The following is a 17,631-nucleotide window of genomic DNA, read 5'->3' on the forward strand; positions in this document are numbered from 1 at the left end:
CCTTACTTGGCAGAGCGCTCGCCACGCTCACGGCGGTTTTCACCACCGTCGCGACGCGACGACTGCTGCGGCTGCTGATCTTCCTTCGACGCCTCGGCCGTGGCGGCCGCGAGGTCGAAGATCTCGCCCTTGTAGACCCACACCTTCACACCGATGATGCCGTACTGGGTCTTCGCTTCGGCAGTGCCGTAGTCGATGTCAGCACGCAGGGTGTGGAGCGGCACGCGACCTTCACGAGCCCACTCGGAGCGCGCGATCTCGGCGCCGTTAAGACGGCCGGAGACGTTGATCTTGATGCCCAGGGCGCCGAGGCGCATGGCGTTACCGACCGAGCGCTTCATGGCACGACGGAACATGATGCGGCGCTCGAGCTGCTGCGCGATCGACTCGGCAACGAGCTGGGCGTCGAGTTCCGGCTTGCGGACTTCACTGACGTTGATGTGCGTCGGGACGCCCATCATGTCGGTGACTTCCTTACGAAGCTTCTCGATGTCCTCGCCCTTCTTGCCGATCACCACGCCCGGACGGGCGGTGTGGATCGTCACGCGGGCGGTCTTGGCGGGGCGCTCGATCTGGATCTTCGAGATGCCGGCGGCGGCGAGCTTCTTGCGCAGCATCTCGCGGACCTTGAGGTCAGCAGCGAGGTACTGGGCATATTCGCCCTTGTTTGCGTACCACTTCGAGTTCCAGTCCTTGGCAATGCCGAGGCGGATACCGGTGGGATGAACTTTATGACCCATCGTCTCTTACCCCAATCAGTTGCCGACGACCACAGTGATGTGGCTCGTGCGCTTCAGGATGCGGGAACCGCGGCCTTTGGCGCGGGCGTACATACGCTTCATGGCCGGACCTTCGTCAACGAAGATACGGGCGACCTTCAGTTCGTCGACGTCCGCACCGAGGTTGTTCTCGGCGTTGGCGACGGCGGACAGCAGCACCTTGCGAACAAGGTGTGCAGCCTTCTTGTTGGTAAAGGCAAGCGTGTCGCTGGCCTTGCCCACGGGCATACCGCGGACCAGGTCGGCCACCAGGCGTGCCTTCTGCGCCGAGATGCGGGCGCTGCGCAGGATCGCTTTGGCTTCAGTGCTCATCACTTGCCCTTCTTGTCGCCGGCGTGGCCCTTGTAGGTGCGGGTCACCGCGAACTCGCCGAGCTTGTGCCCGACCATGTTCTCGTTGATGAGCACCGGCACGTGCTGGCGGCCGTTGTGGATGGCGATGGTCAGGCCGACCATCTCCGGCAGGATCATCGAGCGACGCGACCAGGTCTTGATCGGACGCTTGTTATTGGCGGAAACGGCGGCTTCCACCTTCTTTACGAGGTGCAGGTCAACGAACGGACCTTTCTTTAGAGAGCGCGGCATGATCGTTTCCTAATTACTTGCGACGACGCACGATGAACTGCTGGGTGCGCTTGTTGTTGCGCGTCTTGTAACCCTTGGTCGGGGTACCCCACGGGCTGACCGGATGACGGCCACCAGAGGTCTTGCCCTCACCACCGCCATGCGGATGGTCGACCGGGTTCATCACGACGCCGCGAACCGTCGGGCGGATACCTGCCCAGCGCTTCTTACCGGCCTTGCCGAGCTTGCGCAGGCTGTGCTCGGAGTTGCCGACTTCACCGATGGTGGCGCGGCATTCAACCGGGACGCGACGCATTTCGCCGGAGCGAAGACGCAGCGTTGCATAGCCCTGCTCGCGAGCGACCAGCTGGACCGAGGCACCGGCCGAACGCGCGATCTGCGCACCCTTGCCAGGCTTCATCTCGATGCAGTGGATCGTCGAACCGACCGGGATCGAACGAAGCGGCAGGCAGTTGCCCGGCTTGATCGGCGAGTCGGAGCCCGACACGAGACGGTCACCCACCGCCACGCCCTTCGGCGCGATGATGTAGCGGCGCTCGCCGTCGGCGTAGCACAGCAGCGCGATGTGCGCCGTGCGGTTCGGATCGTACTCAAGACGCTCGACAACGGCGGCAATGCCTTCCTTGTCGCGCTTGAAGTCGATGATGCGGTATGCCTGCTTGTGACCGCCGCCGCGATGACGCGTGGTGATGCGACCGTAGTGGTTACGACCACCCGTCTTCGACTGCGATTCGGTCAGGGGCGCGTAAGGTGCGCCCTTGTGCAGACCTTCGGTGCGCACGCTGACAGCGTCGCGGCGTCCCGGGGAGGTCGGCTTGTGAGTGATCAGTGCCATCTCAATTCAACTCCTGGCTCAGGCCTTGGCCGACACGTCGATCGTGTGGCCGTCGGCGAGGCGGACGTACGCCTTGCGCTTGCCCTGGCGGGCACCTGCGCGGAGGCGGAACGACTTGACCTTGCCCTTGGTGTTCACGACGTTCACGTCCACGACCTTGACGTCGAAGAGTTCTTCCACCGCGACACGGACATCCGCCTTGGTCGCATCGGGCGACACGACGAAAACGTACTGGTTGTGCTCAGCGAGGCGTGCCGACTTCTCAGAGATGTGCGGCGCGCGAAGCGTATTGAGCGTGCGTTCGGTGCTCATGCGAGCCACTCCTCGACCTTCTTGACCGCGTCCACCGTCATGACGACGTAGTCGCTACCGACAAGGCTGACCGGATTCAGGGCCAGCACGTCGACGACGTGGATGTACGGAATGTTGCGGGCGGACAGGTACAGCGCTTCGGTGGCGTCTTCCGACACCAGCAGCACGCGACCCTTGACTTCGAGCTCAGCCAGCTTGGCGATCATGGCCTTGGTGCTGGCCTTTTCGATCGACAGCTCGGTGACAACCTTCAGGCGATCCTGGCGGTTGAGCTCGGCGACGATCGAACGGATCGCAACGCGGTAAGCCTTGCGGTTGACCTTCTGCTCGAAGCTGCGCGGCTTGGCTGCGAACGTGCGGCCACCACCGACGAAGATCGGTGCGCGGTAATCGCCGTGGCGAGCGCCGCCGCCCTTCTGCTTCTTGAACTTCTTCGTGGTACCCGACAGTTCACCGCGCGACAGCTGCGCCTTGGTGCCTGCACGACCGCCAGCCTGGTAGGCAGTGACGACCTGGTGCACGAGGGCCTTCTTGTACTCGCCGCCGAACACTTCGTCCGAGACAGTGAGCGACTTGGCGCCAATAACGTTAAGTTCCATGGCGTCTCTCCTCAACCCTTGGTCGTCGGACGGATCACGACGTCGCCACCCGGCGCGCCAGGGACAGCGCCCTTGACCGCGATGAGATGACGCTCGGCGTCGACCTTGACCACTTCCAGGCCCTGCACGGTGCGATTGACCGCACCCATGTGGCCCGACATCTTCTTACCAGGGAACACACGACCCGGCGTCTGGCGCTGGCCGATCGAGCCCGGGGCACGATGCGACAGCGAGTTACCGTGGGTAGCGTCGCCCATCTTGAAGTGGTGACGCTTGATGGTGCCCTGGAAGCCCTTGCCCTTCGACACGCCGGCGACGTCGACCGTCTGACCGACGGTGAACACGGCTTCGGCGGTCAGCTCGGCGCCAACTTCGTACTTGCCAGCTTCTTCCGCGTTGAGGCGGAATTCCCACAGGCCACGGCCCGGCTCAACCTTGGCCTTGGCGTAGTGACCCTTGGCGGGGTTCGTCAGCAGCGAAGCGCGCTTGGCGCCAGCAGTGACCTGGACGGCGCTGTAGCCGTCGACTTCATTGGTCTTCACCTGGGTCACGCGATTCGGGGTCGCTTCAATCAGCGTCACCGGAATCGAGCGGCCATCTTCAGTGAAGAGCCGGCTCATGCCGCACTTGCGGCCAACCAGTCCGATACTCATCTTCGTATCCTTTAGTCCGCTCAACCGAGCTTGATCTGCACGTCGACACCGGCGGCAAGATCGAGCTTCATGAGCGCGTCCACGGTCTTGTCGTTGGGGTCGATGATGTCCAGAACGCGCTTGTGGGTACGAGTCTCGTACTGATCGCGGGCATCTTTGTCGACGTGCGGCGACACCAGAATGGTGTAGCGCTCAATCTTGGTCGGCAGCGGGATCGGGCCGAGCACCGTAGCGCCAGTGCGCTTGGCCGTCTCGACGATTTCGCTGGCCGAACGGTCGATCAGACGATGATCGAACGCCTTGAGCCGAATGCGAATCTTTTGGTTCGCCATAAAACCGTGTCCTGTTATCGAAAGAACGTTCTTGTGATTCGGAATGGCTTCTCGCCACCCCGCACAACCCAGGTACTGCGTGTTACAGGTGCTGCAACGGGCCGCCCGGTACGGCTTGACACCGTCCAAAACGACCCGAAAAAGTCGGGCAGACCGCATAAACGGCCTGCCCAGACAGAAAAGTATAGAATACACAACGACGTGGGTCAACAGAGCTTGCGCTCGTTGCCCGTTGGCATCCTATTCGGCATCCATGCCAGCGAACTCGAAGCACATTCCGTGCGCCTCATTTCGCGGTGAGCCCAGCCCCGGAGGGCATGTGGCTGATATAACTCGACGAATATAGCTGGTTCGCCAGGCGAATGGAAGCCCCCTGGTCAAAAAATAAGCAAAAAAAAACGGGAGCTTTCGCTCCCGCTTCTTCGATACCGGGCAGGTCGCCCTGCCCCGGCGATCTTTTCTTACTTGACGATCTTCGCCACGACGCCGGCGCCGACGGTGCGGCCACCTTCGCGGATAGCAAAGCGCAGGCCTTCGTCCATGGCGATCGGGAAGCCCAAGGTCACCGAGATCTTCACGTTGTCGCCCGGCATCACCATCTCGGTGCCTTCCGGCAGCTTGATGGAGCCCGTCACGTCCGTCGTACGGAAGTAGAACTGCGGACGGTAGTTGCTGAAGAACGGGGTGTGACGGCCGCCTTCGTCCTTCGACAGGACGTAGATCTCGCCTTCGAACTCGGTGTGCGGGGTCACGGTGCCCGGCTTGGCCAGGACCTGGCCACGCTCGACGTCTTCACGCTTCAGGCCGCGGACCAGCACGCCGACGTTGTCGCCAGCCTGGCCCTGGTCGAGCAGCTTGCGGAACATTTCTACACCGGTGACGGTGGTGTTCTGCGTCGCCTTCAGACCCACGACTTCGGCCGCGTCGCCAACCTTGACGATGCCGCGCTCGACACGACCGGTCAGCACGGTACCGCGACCCGAGATCGAGAACACGTCTTCGACCGGGAGCAGGAACGGCTTGTCGATGTCACGCTCCGGCTGCGGGATCCAGCTGTCCAGCGCGTCGACCAGCTTGATGATCGACGGCACGCCGATCTCGGACTGGTCGCCGTCGAGGGCGAGGCGGGCCGAACCCGAGATGATCGGGGTGTCGTCGCCCGGGAACTCGTACTTCGACAGCAGTTCGCGAACTTCCATCTCGACCAGCTCAAGGAGCTCCGCGTCGTCGACCATGTCGGCCTTGTTCAGGAACACGACGATGTACGGCACGCCGACCTGACGCGAGAGCAGGATGTGCTCGCGGGTCTGCGGCATCGGGCCGTCAGCGGCCGAGCACACCAGGATCGCGCCGTCCATCTGGGCGGCACCGGTGATCATGTTCTTGACGTAGTCAGCATGGCCCGGGCAATCGACGTGACCGTAGTGACGGGTCGGCGATTCGTATTCCACGTGGGCGGTCGAGATCGTGATACCGCGCGCCTTCTCTTCCGGCGCTGCGTCGATCGAACCGTAGTCCTTGAACTCACCACCGAAACGCTCGGCACCGACCTTGGTCAGCGCGGCGGTCAGCGTGGTCTTGCCATGATCGACGTGGCCGATGGTGCCGACGTTGACGTGCGGCTTGGTGCGCTCGAATTTACCCTTTGCCATGACTCTAAACCTCTAAAGAACGTTGAATGGTGGAAGAAGAAGCCCTATCAGGACTTCTTCATGACCTCGTCGGCGACATTCTTCGGCGCCGGATCGTAGTGGTCGAACTCCATCGTGAACATCGCGCGACCCTGGCTCAGCGAGCGGATCGTGGTGGCGTAGCCGAACATCTCGCCGAGCGGAACCATCGCGTTGATGGTCTTGCCCGACGGCGTGTCGTCCTGGCCGGTGAGCATGCCGCGACGGCGGCTAAGGTCACCCATGATGTCACCGACGTAGTCTTCCGGCGTTACGACTTCAACCTTCATGATGGGCTCGAGCAGAACCGGCTGCGCCTTCGCGAAGCCCTGCTTGAATGCCATCGACGAAGCGAGCTTGAACGCCATTTCGGACGAGTCGACGTCGTGGTACGAACCGAAGACGAGCTTCACCTTGACGTTGACGACCGGGAAGCCAGCCAGCGGACCGCTGGTGATGGTTTCGCGGAGGCCCTTTTCGACCGACGGGATGAATTCCTTCGGAATCACGCCACCGGTGATGTCGTTGATGAACAGGAAGTCGTCCTTGATCGCCGGGGCGATCTTCGGGTCGGCACGATCGGCATCGGAGATCGGCGACAGTTCGATCACGACGTGACCGTACTGACCCTTACCACCCGACTGCTTGGCGTGCTTGTAATCCGACTTGACGTCCATCGCCTGGATCGTCTCGCGGTAAGCCACCTGCGGCTTGCCGACGTTGGCTTCGACGTTGAACTCGCGACGCATGCGATCCACCAGGATGTCCAGGTGAAGCTCGCCCATGCCCGAGATGATCGTCTGGCCCGACTCTTCGTCCGTCTTGACGCGGAAAGACGGATCTTCCGACGCCAGGCGGCCGAGGGCGATGCCCATCTTTTCCTGGTCCGACTTGGTCTTCGGCTCGACCGCCATCGAGATCACCGGTTCCGGGAACGTCATGCGCTCGAGGGTGATCACGTGGTCCTGCGCGCAGAGCGTGTCACCGGTCGTGACGTCCTTCAGGCCAACCGCTGCGGCGATATCGCCAGCGCGGACTTCCTTCAGTTCGTGACGCTCGTTGGCGTGCATCTGCAGCATGCGGCCGATACGTTCCTTCTTCGACTTGACCGGGTTGTACACCGGGTCACCAGCGTTCAGGGTGCCCGAATAGACACGGAAGAACGTCAGCGCACCGACGAACGGATCGGTCATGATCTTGAACGCGAGGGCCGAGAACGGTGCATCGTCCTTGGCTTCGCGGGTAGCCGGCTGGTCATCCTCGTCGATGCCTTCGACCGGCGGACGGTCGAGCGGCGACGGCAGCAGGTTGACGACGGCGTCGAGCATCGCCTGGACGCCCTTGTTCTTGAACGCCGTGCCGCAGAACACCGGGATGATCTCGCTGCGCAGGGTGCGCAGGCGGAGGCCTTCGATGATCTCGGCTTCGGTCAGCTCTTCGCCACCGAGGTACTTGTCCATCATCTCTTCCGTGGCTTCCGCCGCGGCTTCGATCATGGTGGTACGGTCGGCCTCGGCACGCGCCTGCAGCGCAGCCGGGATCTCGACGTACTCGAACTTCATGCCCTGGGACTCCATGTCCCACTTGACGGCCTTCATCTTGAGGAGGTCGACGACGCCTTCGAAGTTGTCTTCGGCGCCGATCGGCACCTGCATCGGCACCGGGTTCGCACCCAGGCGCGCCTTCAGCTGCTCGACGACCTTTTCAAAGTTCGCGCCGGTGCGGTCCATCTTGTTGACGAACGCAAGGCGCGGCACCTTGTACCGGTTGGCCTGGCGCCAGACGGTCTCGGACTGCGGCTGCACACCACCCACGGCGCAGAGCACGAACACCGCACCGTCGAGCACGCGGAGCGAACGCTCCACTTCGATGGTGAAGTCAACGTGTCCCGGGGTGTCGATGATGTTGAAACGGTGCTCGGGGAGCGAACGGTCCATACCCTTCCAGAACGCCGTCGTGGCGGCGGAAGTGATGGTGATACCGCGCTCCTGCTCCTGCTCCATCCAGTCCATCGTCGCCGCACCGTCGTGCACCTCGCCAATCTTATGACTGACGCCGGTGTAGAACAGGATGCGCTCCGTGGTCGTGGTCTTGCCGGCATCGATGTGGGCCATGATGCCGAAGTTGCGGTAGCGCTCGATGGGAGTGGTGCGTGCCACGGTCTTTCCTCAATCTGAAGCTGTTTTAATTACCAGCGGTAATGCGAGAAGGCCTTGTTGGCCTCTGCCATACGATGCGTTTCTTCGCGCTTCTTGACGGCGCCGCCACGGGACTCGGAAGCCTCCAGCAGCTCGGCAGCCAGCTTGCGCGGCATCGAGGTTTCGCCACGCTTGCGGGCGGCATCGATGACCCAGCGCATGGCAAGCGCCATACGACGGCCCGGACGGACTTCGACCGGAACCTGGTACGTAGCACCGCCGACGCGACGCGACTTGACTTCGACGGCCGGGGCAATATTGCCCAGGGCCTTTTCGACCAGCTGGACGGCTTCTGCGTGCTTCTCGCCGATGTGCTCGAGGGCACCGTAGACGATGGCTTCAGCAACCGACTTCTTGCCGGACTTCATCACCATGTTGATGAAGCGGGCGATCAGCTGGCTTCCGTGCTTCGGGTCCGGGAGGACCACACGGGCGGGATGGGAACCTTTACGCGACATAATTCTTGTCCTTTACTCAGCTCTTCGGGCGCTTGGCGCCGTACTTCGAGCGCGACTTGCGACGCTTGGTCACGCCGGCGCAGTCGAGACTGCCGCGAACCGTGTGGTAACGCACACCCGGGAGATCCTTGACGCGACCGCCACGGATCAGGACCACCGAGTGCTCCTGGAGGTTGTGACCTTCGCCACCGATGTAGCTGATGACTTCGAAACCGTTGGTGAGGCGCACCTTGGCAACCTTACGCAGCGCCGAGTTCGGCTTCTTCGGGGTGGTCGTATAAACGCGCGTGCAGACACCGCGACGCTGCGGGCTGCTCTGCAGGGCCGGCGAGGCGCTCTTGTACGCCTTGGGGCTGCGGGATTTGCGCACCAACTGGTTGACTGTCGTCATGCGAAGCTATTCCTGAGAAACATAAAGGCAGACCGACTACTCGGCCCGCCGTATAAGCGATTTTGACGTGCGCCACCGCCTTAGGCGGCCGGCACCCATCGTCCCTGAATCCGAACACGAGGCGCATCCATGCGCCTCATTTCGTATGTACGGGCGAAGCCCGTACGGGGCCTCACTCGGCGCTATCGTTGGAACCGGCGGGGGCTTCTTCGAACGAGACGGAAGCGCCCGAACCCTGGAGGGTCTGGAGGTCAGCGTCCGTCAGGCCGCTCTGGCTACGACGCGAAGCGTGGTATGCCAGACCCGTACCCGCAGGGATTAGCCGCCCAACAATAACATTTTCCTTCAGGCCACGCAACGTATCACGGGTGCCGCGGACAGCGGCCTCGGTGAGCACGCGGGTGGTCTCCTGGAACGAGGCCGCCGAGATGAACGACTCAGTTGCCAGCGACGCCTTGGTGATGCCGAGCAGGACCGACTCGAAGCCGGCCGGACGCTCGCCACGCTTCTCGGCGCGCTCGTTTTCCTCGTTCATGCGGACGCGCTCGACCTGTTCACCGCGGAGGTACGTGCTGTCGCCGCCCTCGGTGATCTCGACCTTGCGAAGCATCTGGCGAATGATCGCTTCGATGTGCTTGTCGTTGATCTTCACGCCCTGCAGGCGGTACACGTCCTGGATTTCCTTGACCAGGTACGAAGCCAGCGGCTCGACACCCAGCAGGCGCAGGATGTCATGCGGATTCGGCTCGCCGTCGACGACGGTCTCGCCCTTCTCCACATGCTCGCCTTCGAACACGATGACCTGGCGCCACTTGGGAATCAGCTCTTCGTGCTCGTTGCCGTCCACGTCCTTGATGATCAGGCGCTGCTTGCCCTTGGTGTCCTTGCCGAAGCTGATGATGCCCGAGCGCTCCGCGAGGATCGCCGGCTCCTTCGGCTTGCGGGCTTCGAACAGATCGGCCACGCGCGGCAGACCACCCGTGATGTCGCGGGTCTTCGAGGTTTCCTGCGGGATACGGGCGACCACGTCACCCACGCCCACTTCGGCACCGTTCTGGATCGAGACGATCGCGCCAGCCGGCAGGAAGTACTGTGCCGCGATGTCCGTACCCGGCAGCTTGAGCTCACGGCCCTTGCTGTCTTCCAGGCGGACGATCGGGCGCAGGTCCTTGGCCTGCGTGCCGCGACGCTTCGGATCCGTCACCACCGCCGACTCGAGGCCGGTCAGTTCGTCCGTCTGCGACTGCACGGTCACGCCATCGATGAAGTCGATGAAGCGAACCACGCCGGACACTTCCGTGACGATCGGATGGGTATGCGGATCCCAGTTGGCCACGGTCTGGCCAGCCTTCACCGGATCACCGTCCTTCACGGCGATGGTGGCGCCGTAAGGCACCTTGTAACGCTCGCGCTCGCGGCCGTTGACGTCGATGACGCTCACTTCGCCCGAACGCGAGACGGCGACCAGGTGGCCCTGGTTGTGCTCGACCGACTTCAGGTTATTGAACTTCAGCGTGCCGGTGGTGCGCACGGTGACGTTGTCGACGGCAGCGGCACGGGACGCCGCACCACCGATATGGAACGTACGCATCGTCAGCTGGGTACCCGGCTCACCGATGGACTGTGCGGCGACGACGCCCACGGCCTCACCCATGTTGACCAGGTGGCCACGCGCAAGGTCGCGGCCGTAGCACAGGGCGCACACGCCGTGGCTGGCACGGCAGGTGATCGGCGAACGCACTTTGATGAGCTGCACGCCAGCCTTGTCGAGCTTGTCGACCAGGCCTTCGTCGAGCAGGGTATCGCGGGTGACGATCGGCTCGTCGCCTTCGCCCGGGGCGTAGACGTCTTCGACCACCACGCGGCCAAGCACGCGCTCGCGCAACGGCTCGACCACGTCGCCGCCTTCCACGATCGGCGACATCATCACGCCGTCTTCGGTGCCGCAGTCGTGTTCAGTGATGACCACGTCCTGCGCCACGTCGACGAGGCGACGCGTCAGGTAACCCGAGTTCGCCGTCTTCAGCGCCGTATCCGCGAGGCCCTTACGAGCACCGTGGGTGGAGTTGAAGTACTGCAGCACGTTCAGGCCTTCACGGAAGTTCGCCTTGATGGGCGTCTCGATGATCGAGCCGTCCGGGCGAGCCATCAGGCCACGCATGCCTGCCAGCTGGCGAATCTGCGCCGCGCTACCACGCGCGCCGGAGTCGGCCATGATGTACAGCGAGTTCATCGACTTCTGGTTGACCATCTTGCCTTCGGCATCGGCGACCTTCTCGGTACCGATACCGTCGATCATGGCCTTCGCGACGAGTTCGTTCGTACGCGACCAGATGTCGACGACCTTGTTGTAGCGCTCGCCGGCGGTCACGAGGCCCGACTGGTACTGCTCCTGGATCTCAACGACTTCCTTCTCGGCTTCCTCGAGGATCGCCTTCTTCTCAGCCGGGATCTTCATGTCGTCGATGCCGATCGAGATGCCGGCGCGGGTCGCGAAACGGAAGCCGGTGTACATCAGCTTGTCCGCGAACACGACCGATTCCTTCAGGCCGAGCAGGCGGTAGCTCTGGTTGATCAGGCGCGAGATGTTCTTCTTGGTCAGCTCGACGTTCACCAGGGCGAACGGCAGGCCTTCCGGGATGATCTCGGCCAGCAGGGCGCGACCGACCGTGGTATCCACGATCTGGGTGCTTGCCGAACGGGTACCGTCTTCCGCCACTTCGAAGACGCGCACGCGCACCTTCACCTTGGCGTGCAGTTCGACGGCACGGTTGTCGTACGCACGGCGCACTTCACCGATGTTCGCGAACACCATGCCCGAGCCCTTGGCGTTAACCAGCTCGCGGGTCATGTAGTACAGGCCGAGCACGACGTCCTGCGACGGCACGATGATCGGCTCGCCGTTGGCCGGCGACAGCACGTTGTTGGACGACATCATCAGGGCGCGGGCTTCGAGCTGCGCCTCGATCGACAGCGGCACGTGGACGGCCATCTGGTCACCGTCGAAGTCGGCGTTGAATGCCGTACAGACGAGCGGGTGCAGCTGGATCGCCTTGCCTTCGATGAGGACCGGCTCGAACGCCTGGATGCCCAGGCGGTGCAGCGTGGGCGCACGGTTGAGCATGACCGGATGTTCGCGGATCACCTCTTCCAGGATGTCCCACACCTGCGACTCTTCGCGCTCGACCAGCTTCTTGGCAGCCTTGATCGTGGTCGCTTCGCCGCGGGCCTGGAGCTTGGCGAAAATGAAGGGCTTGAACAGCTCAAGCGCCATCTTCTTCGGCAGGCCGCACTGGTGCAGGCGCAGGGTCGGGCCGACCACGATGACCGAACGGCCCGAGTAGTCGACGCGCTTACCGAGCAGGTTCTGGCGGAAGCGGCCCTGCTTGCCCTTGATCATGTCGGCCAGCGACTTCAGCGCGCGCTTGTTCGTGCCGGTGATGGCACGGCCGCGGCGGCCGTTGTCGAGCAGCGCATCGACCGATTCCTGCAGCATGCGCTTCTCGTTGCGGACGATGATGTCCGGCGCAGCGAGTTCGAGCAGGCGCTTCAGGCGGTTGTTACGGTTGATGACGCGGCGGTACAGGTCGTTCAGGTCGGACGTGGCGAAACGGCCGCCATCCAGCGGCACCAGCGGACGCAGGTCCGGCGGCAGCACCGGCAGGACGGTCAGCACCATCCACTCCGGCTTGTTACCGGATTCCAGGAACGCCTCGATCAGCTTCACGCGCTTGGTGAGGCGCTTGAGCTTGGTTTCCGAGTTCGTCGAAGCGATCTCTTCCTTGAGGCGGATGACTTCGCCCGGCAGGTCGAGGCTCTTCAGGAGCTCGTAGACGGCCTCGGCACCCATGCGGGCGTCGAACTCGTCACCGTGCTCTTCGGTGGCTTCCAGGTACTGGTCTTCGCTGAGCAACTGACCGCGCTCGAGCGCGGTCAGGCCCGGATCGATCACGACGAACGCTTCGAAGTACAGGATGCGCTCGATGTCACGCAGCGTCATGTCCAGCATGAGGCCGATGCGCGACGGCAGCGACTTCAGGAACCAGATGTGCGCAGTCGGGCTGGCCAGCTCGATGTGGCCCATGCGCTCGCGACGGACCTTGGCCAGGGTGACCTCGGTGCCGCACTTCTCGCAGACCACGCCACGGTGCTTCATGCGCTTGTACTTGCCGCACAGGCACTCGTAGTCCTTGATCGGGCCAAAGATGGCCGCGCAGAACAGGCCGTCACGCTCAGGCTTGAACGTACGGTAGTTGATGGTTTCCGGCTTCTTCACTTCGCCGTACGACCACGAGCGGATCAGCTCCGGCGAAGCCAGGGCGATCTTGATCGCGTCGAAGTCCAGCGTCTGTCGCTGCTGGTTGAACAGATTGAGCAGGTCTTTCATGCGTAATCTCCGATAGCCGCGACGATCACTTCTTGAGCTCTTCGAGCTCGATGTCGATACCGAGCGAGCGGATTTCCTTCACGAGGACGTTGAAGGATTCCGGCATGCCGGCAGCCATTTCGTGGTTGCCATCGACGATGTTCTTGTACATCTGGTTACGGCCCTGCACGTCATCCGACTTGACCGTCAGCATTTCCTGCAGGGTGTACGCCGCGCCGTAAGCTTCCAGCGCCCAGACTTCCATTTCGCCGAAGCGCTGGCCACCGAACTGCGCCTTGCCACCCAGCGGCTGCTGGGTAACGAGCGAGTACGGACCAGTCGAACGGGCGTGCATCTTGTCGTCGACGAGGTGGTTCAGCTTCAGCATGTGCATGTAGCCAACGGTGACCGGGCGATCGAACGCTTCACCCGTGCGGCCGTCGTACAGCATGGTCTGGCCGGATTCCGGCAAGTCCGCAAGCTTCAGCATGTGCTTGATCTCGGCCTCTTCCGCACCGTCGAACACCGGCGTAGCCATCGGCACGCCGTCGCGCAGGTTGTCGGCGAGGTTCACGATTTCCGCGTCGCTCATCGACGGCAGGTCGACGAAGCGGGTGGCGCCTTCGGCACCGGCGTTACCGTGGTTGTAGACCTCGTGCAGGAACTCGCGCAGCTTCGCCGGCTTTTCCTGCGCCTGGATCATCGCGTCGATCTTGTGGCCAAGTCCCTTCGCCGCCCAACCAAGGTGGACTTCGAGGATCTGGCCGATGTTCATACGCGACGGCACGCCCAGCGGGTTCAGCACGATGTCGACCGGACGACCGTCCGCCGAGAACGGCATGTCTTCGACCGGGACGATCATCGACACGACACCCTTGTTACCGTGTCGGCCTGCCATCTTGTCACCGGGCTGGATGCGGCGCTTAACGGCAAGGTAGACCTTGACCATCTTGAGCACGCCCGGGGCGAGGTCGTCGCCCTGGGTGATCTTGCCCTGCTTCTCCTTGAAGCGCTTCTCGAAGTTCTCCTTGTGGCGCTTGACCTGTTCGGCCGCGCGCTCGAGGAACTCGGAGACTTCCTCTTCCTTGACGTTGATCTTGAACCAGTCGTCCTTCTTCAGGCCGTCCAGGTAAGCGTCGTCGATGACCGTACCGCGCTTGAGGCCGGCCGGGCCGCTCATCGCGGACTTGCCGACGAGCGCCGTACGCATACGGGCGTAGATCGCGCCTTCGAGGATGCGGAACTGGTCGTCGAGATCCTTGCGGATACGCTTCAGCTCGGTCTCTTCGATCTGCTTGGCGCGCTTGTCCTTCTCGATGCCGTCGCGGGTGAAGACCTGCACGTCGATGACGTTGCCGTCCATGCCCGGGGGCACGCGCAGCGAGCTGTCCTTAACGTCCGAGGCCTTCTCGCCGAAGATGGCGCGAAGCAGCTTCTCTTCCGGGGTGAGCTGGCTTTCGCCCTTCGGCGTGACCTTGCCCACCAGGATGTCGCCAGCCTTCACTTCCGCACCGATGTAGACGATGCCGGACTCGTCGAGGCGGGCAAGCGCCGACTCGCCGACGTTCGGGATGTCCGCGGTGATTTCTTCGGCACCCAGCTTCGTGTCACGGGCGATGCAGGTCATTTCCTCGATGTGGATCGAGGTGTAACGATCTTCCTGCACGACGCGCTCGGAGATGAGGATCGAGTCTTCGAAGTTGTAGCCGTTCCACGGCATGAACGCGACCAGCATGTTCTGGCCGAGCGCGAGCTCGCCCAGGTCGGTCGACGAACCGTCGGCCAGCGTGTCGCCCACGGCCACGATGTCACCCACGTTCACCAGCGGACGCTGGTTGAGGTTGGTGTTCTGGTTGGAACGGGTGTACTTGGTCAGCGTGTAGATATCGACGCCGGCGTCGTCGTCGCCCACTTCCACTTCGTTGACGCGCACGACGATACGGGCGGCATCGACCTGGTCGATGACACCACCGCGCTTGGCGGCCACGGTGACGCCCGAGTCACGCGCCACGGCGCGCTCGATGCCGGTGCCGACGAGCGGCTTCTGGCTGCGCAGGGTCGGGACGGCCTGGCGCTGCATGTTCGCGCCCATCAGTGCGCGGTTCGCGTCATCGTGCTCGAGGAACGGCACGAGCGCGGCTGCGACCGACACCGTCTGCATGGGCGAAACGTCCATGTAGTTGATCTCGGCCGACGGACGCAGCTCCGACTCACCGCGGAAGCGGCAGGAGACGAAGTCTTCGATGAACTTGCCTTCCTTCGTCAGCGGCGAGTTCGCCTGCGCGATGACGTGGTCGCCCTCTTCGATCGCGGACAGGTAGTCGACCTTGTCGGTGACCTTGCCGTTCTCGACCTTGCGATACGGCGTCTCAAGGAAGCCGTAGGCATTGGTGCGGGCGTAAACGGCCAGCGAGTTGATCAGGCCGATGTTCGGGCCTTCCGGCGTTTCGATGGTGCAGACGCGGCCGTAATGGGTCGGGTGCACGTCGCGGACTTCGAAGCCGGCACGCTCACGGGTCAGGCCGCCCGGTCCGAGCGCCGACACGCGGCGCTTGTGGGTCACTTCGGACAGCGGGTTGTTCTGATCCATGAACTGCGAGAGCTGCGACGAACCGAAGAACTCCTTCACCGCTGCCGCGACCGGCTTGGCGTTGATCAGTTCCTGCGGGGTCAGGCCCTCGGATTCGGCCAGCGACAGGCGCTCGCGCACGGCACGTTCCACGCGGACCAGGCCGATGCGGAAGGTGTTCTCGGCCATTTCGCCGACCGAACGGACGCGACGGTTACCGAGATGGTCGATATCGTCGACCGTTCCGATACCGTTGCGGATGTCGATCAGGACGCGCAGGACGTCGAGGACGTCCGAGGTTTCGCCCTGCTCGGCGAGGAGGCGCTGGGCCTCTTCTTCCTTACGCTCGCTGAAGTACTTGTGGTCGTAGAGCACGCCCGGGCCAACGACGTCCTTGCGGCCGACGCGGCGGTTGAACTTCATGCGGCCCACGCCCGACAGGTCGTAGCGGTCGAAGGTGAAGAACAGGTTGTAGAACAGGTTCTGCGCGGCATCCTTGGTCGGCGGCTCGCCCGGACGCATCATCCGGTAGATCTCGACCAGGGCCTCGAGCTGCGTGCGCGTGTTGTCGATGCGCAGCGTGTTCGAGATGTACGCACCCTTGTCGAGGTCGTTCACGTACAGCGTCGGCACGGTTTCGATGCCGGCCTTGCGGAAGTGCTCGAGGTGCTCGAGGGTGAGCTCGTCGTTGGCCGCGGCGATGACTTCGCCGGTGTCCTTGTCGATCATGTCGATGGCGACGATGCGGCCGACCGGGTAGTCGTCCGGCACTTCGAGCGTCGCGATCTTTTCGTTGGCGAGCTGGCGAACGTGGCGCGCAGTGATGCGCTTGCCGGCTTCCACCAGCACGTTGCCGTCGATCACGAGGTCGAACGAAAGGGTTTCACCGCGCAGGCGCTCGGCGACCAGGTCGAGCGTGACCGTGCCCTTCTTGCCCAGGTGGAACACGTTGTGCTCGAAGAAGATGCTCAGCATCTCTTCGTTGTTGTAGCCGAGCGCGCGCAGCAGCACGGTCACCGGCAGCTTGCGGCGACGATCGATACGCGTGAACAGCGCATCCTTCGGGTCGAACTCAAAGTCGAGCCACGAACCACGGTAAGGAATGACGCGCGCGGAGAACAGCAGCTTGCCCGAGCTGTGCGTCTTGCCGCGGTCGTGATCGAAGAACACGCCCGGCGAACGGTGCAGCTGGGAAACGATGACGCGCTCGGTACCGTTGATGATGAAGGTGCCGGTGTCGGTCATGAGCGGAATTTCGCCCATGTAGACTTCCTGCTCCTTCACGTACTTCACGGCCTTCTTCGACGCCGGGCTGTCCTTGTCGTAGATGACCAGGCGCACGGTGGCGCGCAGCGGCGCACCGAAGGTCATGCCACGGTTGCGGCACTCGCGCTCGTCGAACGCCGGCTCGCCGAGGCGATAGTCGACGTACTCGAGGGCGGCGTTGCCGGAGTAGCTGGAGATCGGGAACACCGACTTCAGGGCAGCGTGCAAGCCCTTTTCTTCACGCGACTTCGCGTTAGTGTGTTCCTGCAGGAATTCTTTGTACGAGTCGGTCTGGATCGTCAGCAGGTTGGGCACGCCCAGCACGGGGGGCCGCTTGCCGAAATCCTTGCGGATGCGCTTCTTCTCGGTAAACGAGTAGGTCATGTCTGTTACCGCCTCGGTCTCAGTAATGCCATCGCTGCACGCGACGGCTTAAGTTGAATCGAAAATCGGAGATCGGGATTCGAACCGCGGAGCCCCGTGTGGGCAGCTCTCGAATCGCGATGTCCCATTTCCGAAGGGATGGAGCAGGACACAGTGTTCTGGAACGGGCAAAGCCCGGGGGCTTACGCCCCCAGGCTTGCTTTGACGCTAGATCGAACGCAAGGCGCGCAAGGCG

Annotated in this window: 14 protein-coding genes; all 14 read right to left on the bottom strand. The window is 63.1% G+C overall.

Annotated features, from left to right (window positions below; all coding sequences use genetic code 11):
- Positions 1-2: 2 nt before the first annotated feature.
- The 14 genes from rpsC to rpoB all read right to left on the bottom strand — a co-directional run bounded on the left by rpsC (position 3) and on the right by rpoB (position 17,396).
- Positions 3-740 (bottom strand): 30S ribosomal protein S3, encoded by a 738-nt coding sequence (rpsC, locus tag KPL74_12490; GenBank protein QWT18562.1) that lies wholly within the window; start codon positions 738-740, stop codon positions 3-5.
- A 15-nt stretch (positions 741-755) separates the two neighbouring features.
- Positions 756-1,091: a 50S ribosomal protein L22 gene (gene rplV, locus KPL74_12495; protein ID QWT18563.1), complete on the bottom strand. Its 336-nt coding sequence runs from the start codon at positions 1,089-1,091 to the stop codon at positions 756-758.
- Positions 1,091-1,363 carry a 30S ribosomal protein S19 gene (rpsS, locus tag KPL74_12500; protein QWT18564.1) on the bottom strand — a complete coding sequence of 91 codons (273 nt, stop codon included), beginning with the start codon at positions 1,361-1,363 and terminating at the stop codon, positions 1,091-1,093. The genes rplV and rpsS overlap by 1 nt, the downstream gene beginning before the upstream one ends.
- Positions 1,364-1,376: 13 nt before the next feature.
- Complete coding sequence (rplB, locus tag KPL74_12505) at positions 1,377-2,198, bottom strand: 50S ribosomal protein L2 (GenBank protein QWT18565.1); 822 nt, start codon at positions 2,196-2,198, stop codon at positions 1,377-1,379.
- 18 nt (positions 2,199-2,216) lie between these two features.
- The gene (rplW, locus tag KPL74_12510) at positions 2,217-2,510 is read right to left on the bottom strand and encodes a 50S ribosomal protein L23 (GenBank protein ID QWT18566.1); all 294 of its coding nucleotides are present in this window, start codon (positions 2,508-2,510) and stop codon (positions 2,217-2,219) included.
- Positions 2,507-3,109 carry a 50S ribosomal protein L4 gene (gene rplD, locus KPL74_12515; protein ID QWT18567.1) on the bottom strand — a complete coding sequence of 201 codons (603 nt, stop codon included), beginning with the start codon at positions 3,107-3,109 and terminating at the stop codon, positions 2,507-2,509. The genes rplW and rplD overlap by 4 nt, the downstream gene beginning before the upstream one ends.
- 11 nt (positions 3,110-3,120) lie before the next feature.
- Positions 3,121-3,762: a 50S ribosomal protein L3 gene (rplC, locus tag KPL74_12520; GenBank protein QWT18568.1), complete on the bottom strand. Its 642-nt coding sequence runs from the start codon at positions 3,760-3,762 to the stop codon at positions 3,121-3,123.
- A gap of 20 nt (positions 3,763-3,782) precedes the next feature.
- Positions 3,783-4,094, bottom strand: coding sequence for a 30S ribosomal protein S10 (gene rpsJ, locus KPL74_12525; GenBank protein QWT18569.1), 312 nt, complete (start codon positions 4,092-4,094; stop codon positions 3,783-3,785).
- 461 nt (positions 4,095-4,555) lie between these two features.
- A complete protein-coding gene (gene tuf, locus KPL74_12530) occupies positions 4,556-5,746 on the bottom strand; it encodes an elongation factor Tu (protein ID QWT18570.1) in 1,191 nt (396 codons plus the stop codon).
- Positions 5,747-5,793: 47 nt separating this feature from the next.
- On the bottom strand, positions 5,794-7,923 hold the full coding sequence (gene fusA / locus KPL74_12535) for an elongation factor G (GenBank protein QWT18571.1): 2,130 nt from the start codon (positions 7,921-7,923) through the stop codon (positions 5,794-5,796).
- Positions 7,924-7,952: 29 nt separating this feature from the next.
- Complete coding sequence (gene rpsG, locus KPL74_12540; GenBank protein ID QWT18572.1) at positions 7,953-8,420, bottom strand: 30S ribosomal protein S7; 468 nt, start codon at positions 8,418-8,420, stop codon at positions 7,953-7,955.
- A gap of 16 nt (positions 8,421-8,436) precedes the next feature.
- Positions 8,437-8,811: a 30S ribosomal protein S12 gene (gene rpsL, locus KPL74_12545; protein QWT18573.1), complete on the bottom strand. Its 375-nt coding sequence runs from the start codon at positions 8,809-8,811 to the stop codon at positions 8,437-8,439.
- A gap of 172 nt (positions 8,812-8,983) precedes the next feature.
- Positions 8,984-13,198, bottom strand: a complete 4,215-nt coding sequence (gene rpoC, locus KPL74_12550) for a DNA-directed RNA polymerase subunit beta' (protein ID QWT18574.1) — start codon at positions 13,196-13,198, stop codon at positions 8,984-8,986.
- 25 nt (positions 13,199-13,223) lie between these two features.
- Positions 13,224-17,396 (bottom strand): DNA-directed RNA polymerase subunit beta, encoded by a 4,173-nt coding sequence (gene rpoB / locus KPL74_12555; GenBank protein ID QWT18575.1) that lies wholly within the window; start codon positions 17,394-17,396, stop codon positions 13,224-13,226.
- Between the last annotated feature and the right edge of the window lie 235 nt (positions 17,397-17,631).

It is taken from the genome of Bacillus sp. NP157 (genome assembly GCA_018889975.1).
GTDB lineage: Bacteria > Pseudomonadota > Gammaproteobacteria > Xanthomonadales > Rhodanobacteraceae > Luteibacter.

What these genes read in the sequence shown, in the direction of transcription:
- rpsC (QWT18562.1), bottom strand. Translation starts at nt 740, where the DNA reads ATGGGTCATAAAGTTCATCCCACCGGTATCCGCCTCGGCATTGCCAAG.
- rplV (QWT18563.1), bottom strand. Translation starts at nt 1,091, where the DNA reads ATGAGCACTGAAGCCAAAGCGATCCTGCGCAGCGCCCGCATCTCGGCG.
- rpsS (QWT18564.1), bottom strand. Translation starts at nt 1,363, where the DNA reads ATGCCGCGCTCTCTAAAGAAAGGTCCGTTCGTTGACCTGCACCTCGTA.
- rplB (QWT18565.1), bottom strand. Translation starts at nt 2,198, where the DNA reads ATGGCACTGATCACTCACAAGCCGACCTCCCCGGGACGCCGCGACGCT.
- rplW (QWT18566.1), bottom strand. Translation starts at nt 2,510, where the DNA reads ATGAGCACCGAACGCACGCTCAATACGCTTCGCGCGCCGCACATCTCT.
- rplD (QWT18567.1), bottom strand. Translation starts at nt 3,109, where the DNA reads ATGGAACTTAACGTTATTGGCGCCAAGTCGCTCACTGTCTCGGACGAA.
- rplC (QWT18568.1), bottom strand. Translation starts at nt 3,762, where the DNA reads ATGAGTATCGGACTGGTTGGCCGCAAGTGCGGCATGAGCCGGCTCTTC.
- rpsJ (QWT18569.1), bottom strand. Translation starts at nt 4,094, where the DNA reads ATGGCGAACCAAAAGATTCGCATTCGGCTCAAGGCGTTCGATCATCGT.
- tuf (QWT18570.1), bottom strand. Translation starts at nt 5,746, where the DNA reads ATGGCAAAGGGTAAATTCGAGCGCACCAAGCCGCACGTCAACGTCGGC.
- rpsG (QWT18572.1), bottom strand. Translation starts at nt 8,420, where the DNA reads ATGTCGCGTAAAGGTTCCCATCCCGCCCGTGTGGTCCTCCCGGACCCG.
- rpsL (QWT18573.1), bottom strand. Translation starts at nt 8,811, where the DNA reads ATGACGACAGTCAACCAGTTGGTGCGCAAATCCCGCAGCCCCAAGGCG.
- rpoC (QWT18574.1), bottom strand. Translation starts at nt 13,198, where the DNA reads ATGAAAGACCTGCTCAATCTGTTCAACCAGCAGCGACAGACGCTGGAC.
- rpoB (QWT18575.1), bottom strand. Translation starts at nt 17,396, where the DNA reads ATGACCTACTCGTTTACCGAGAAGAAGCGCATCCGCAAGGATTTCGGC.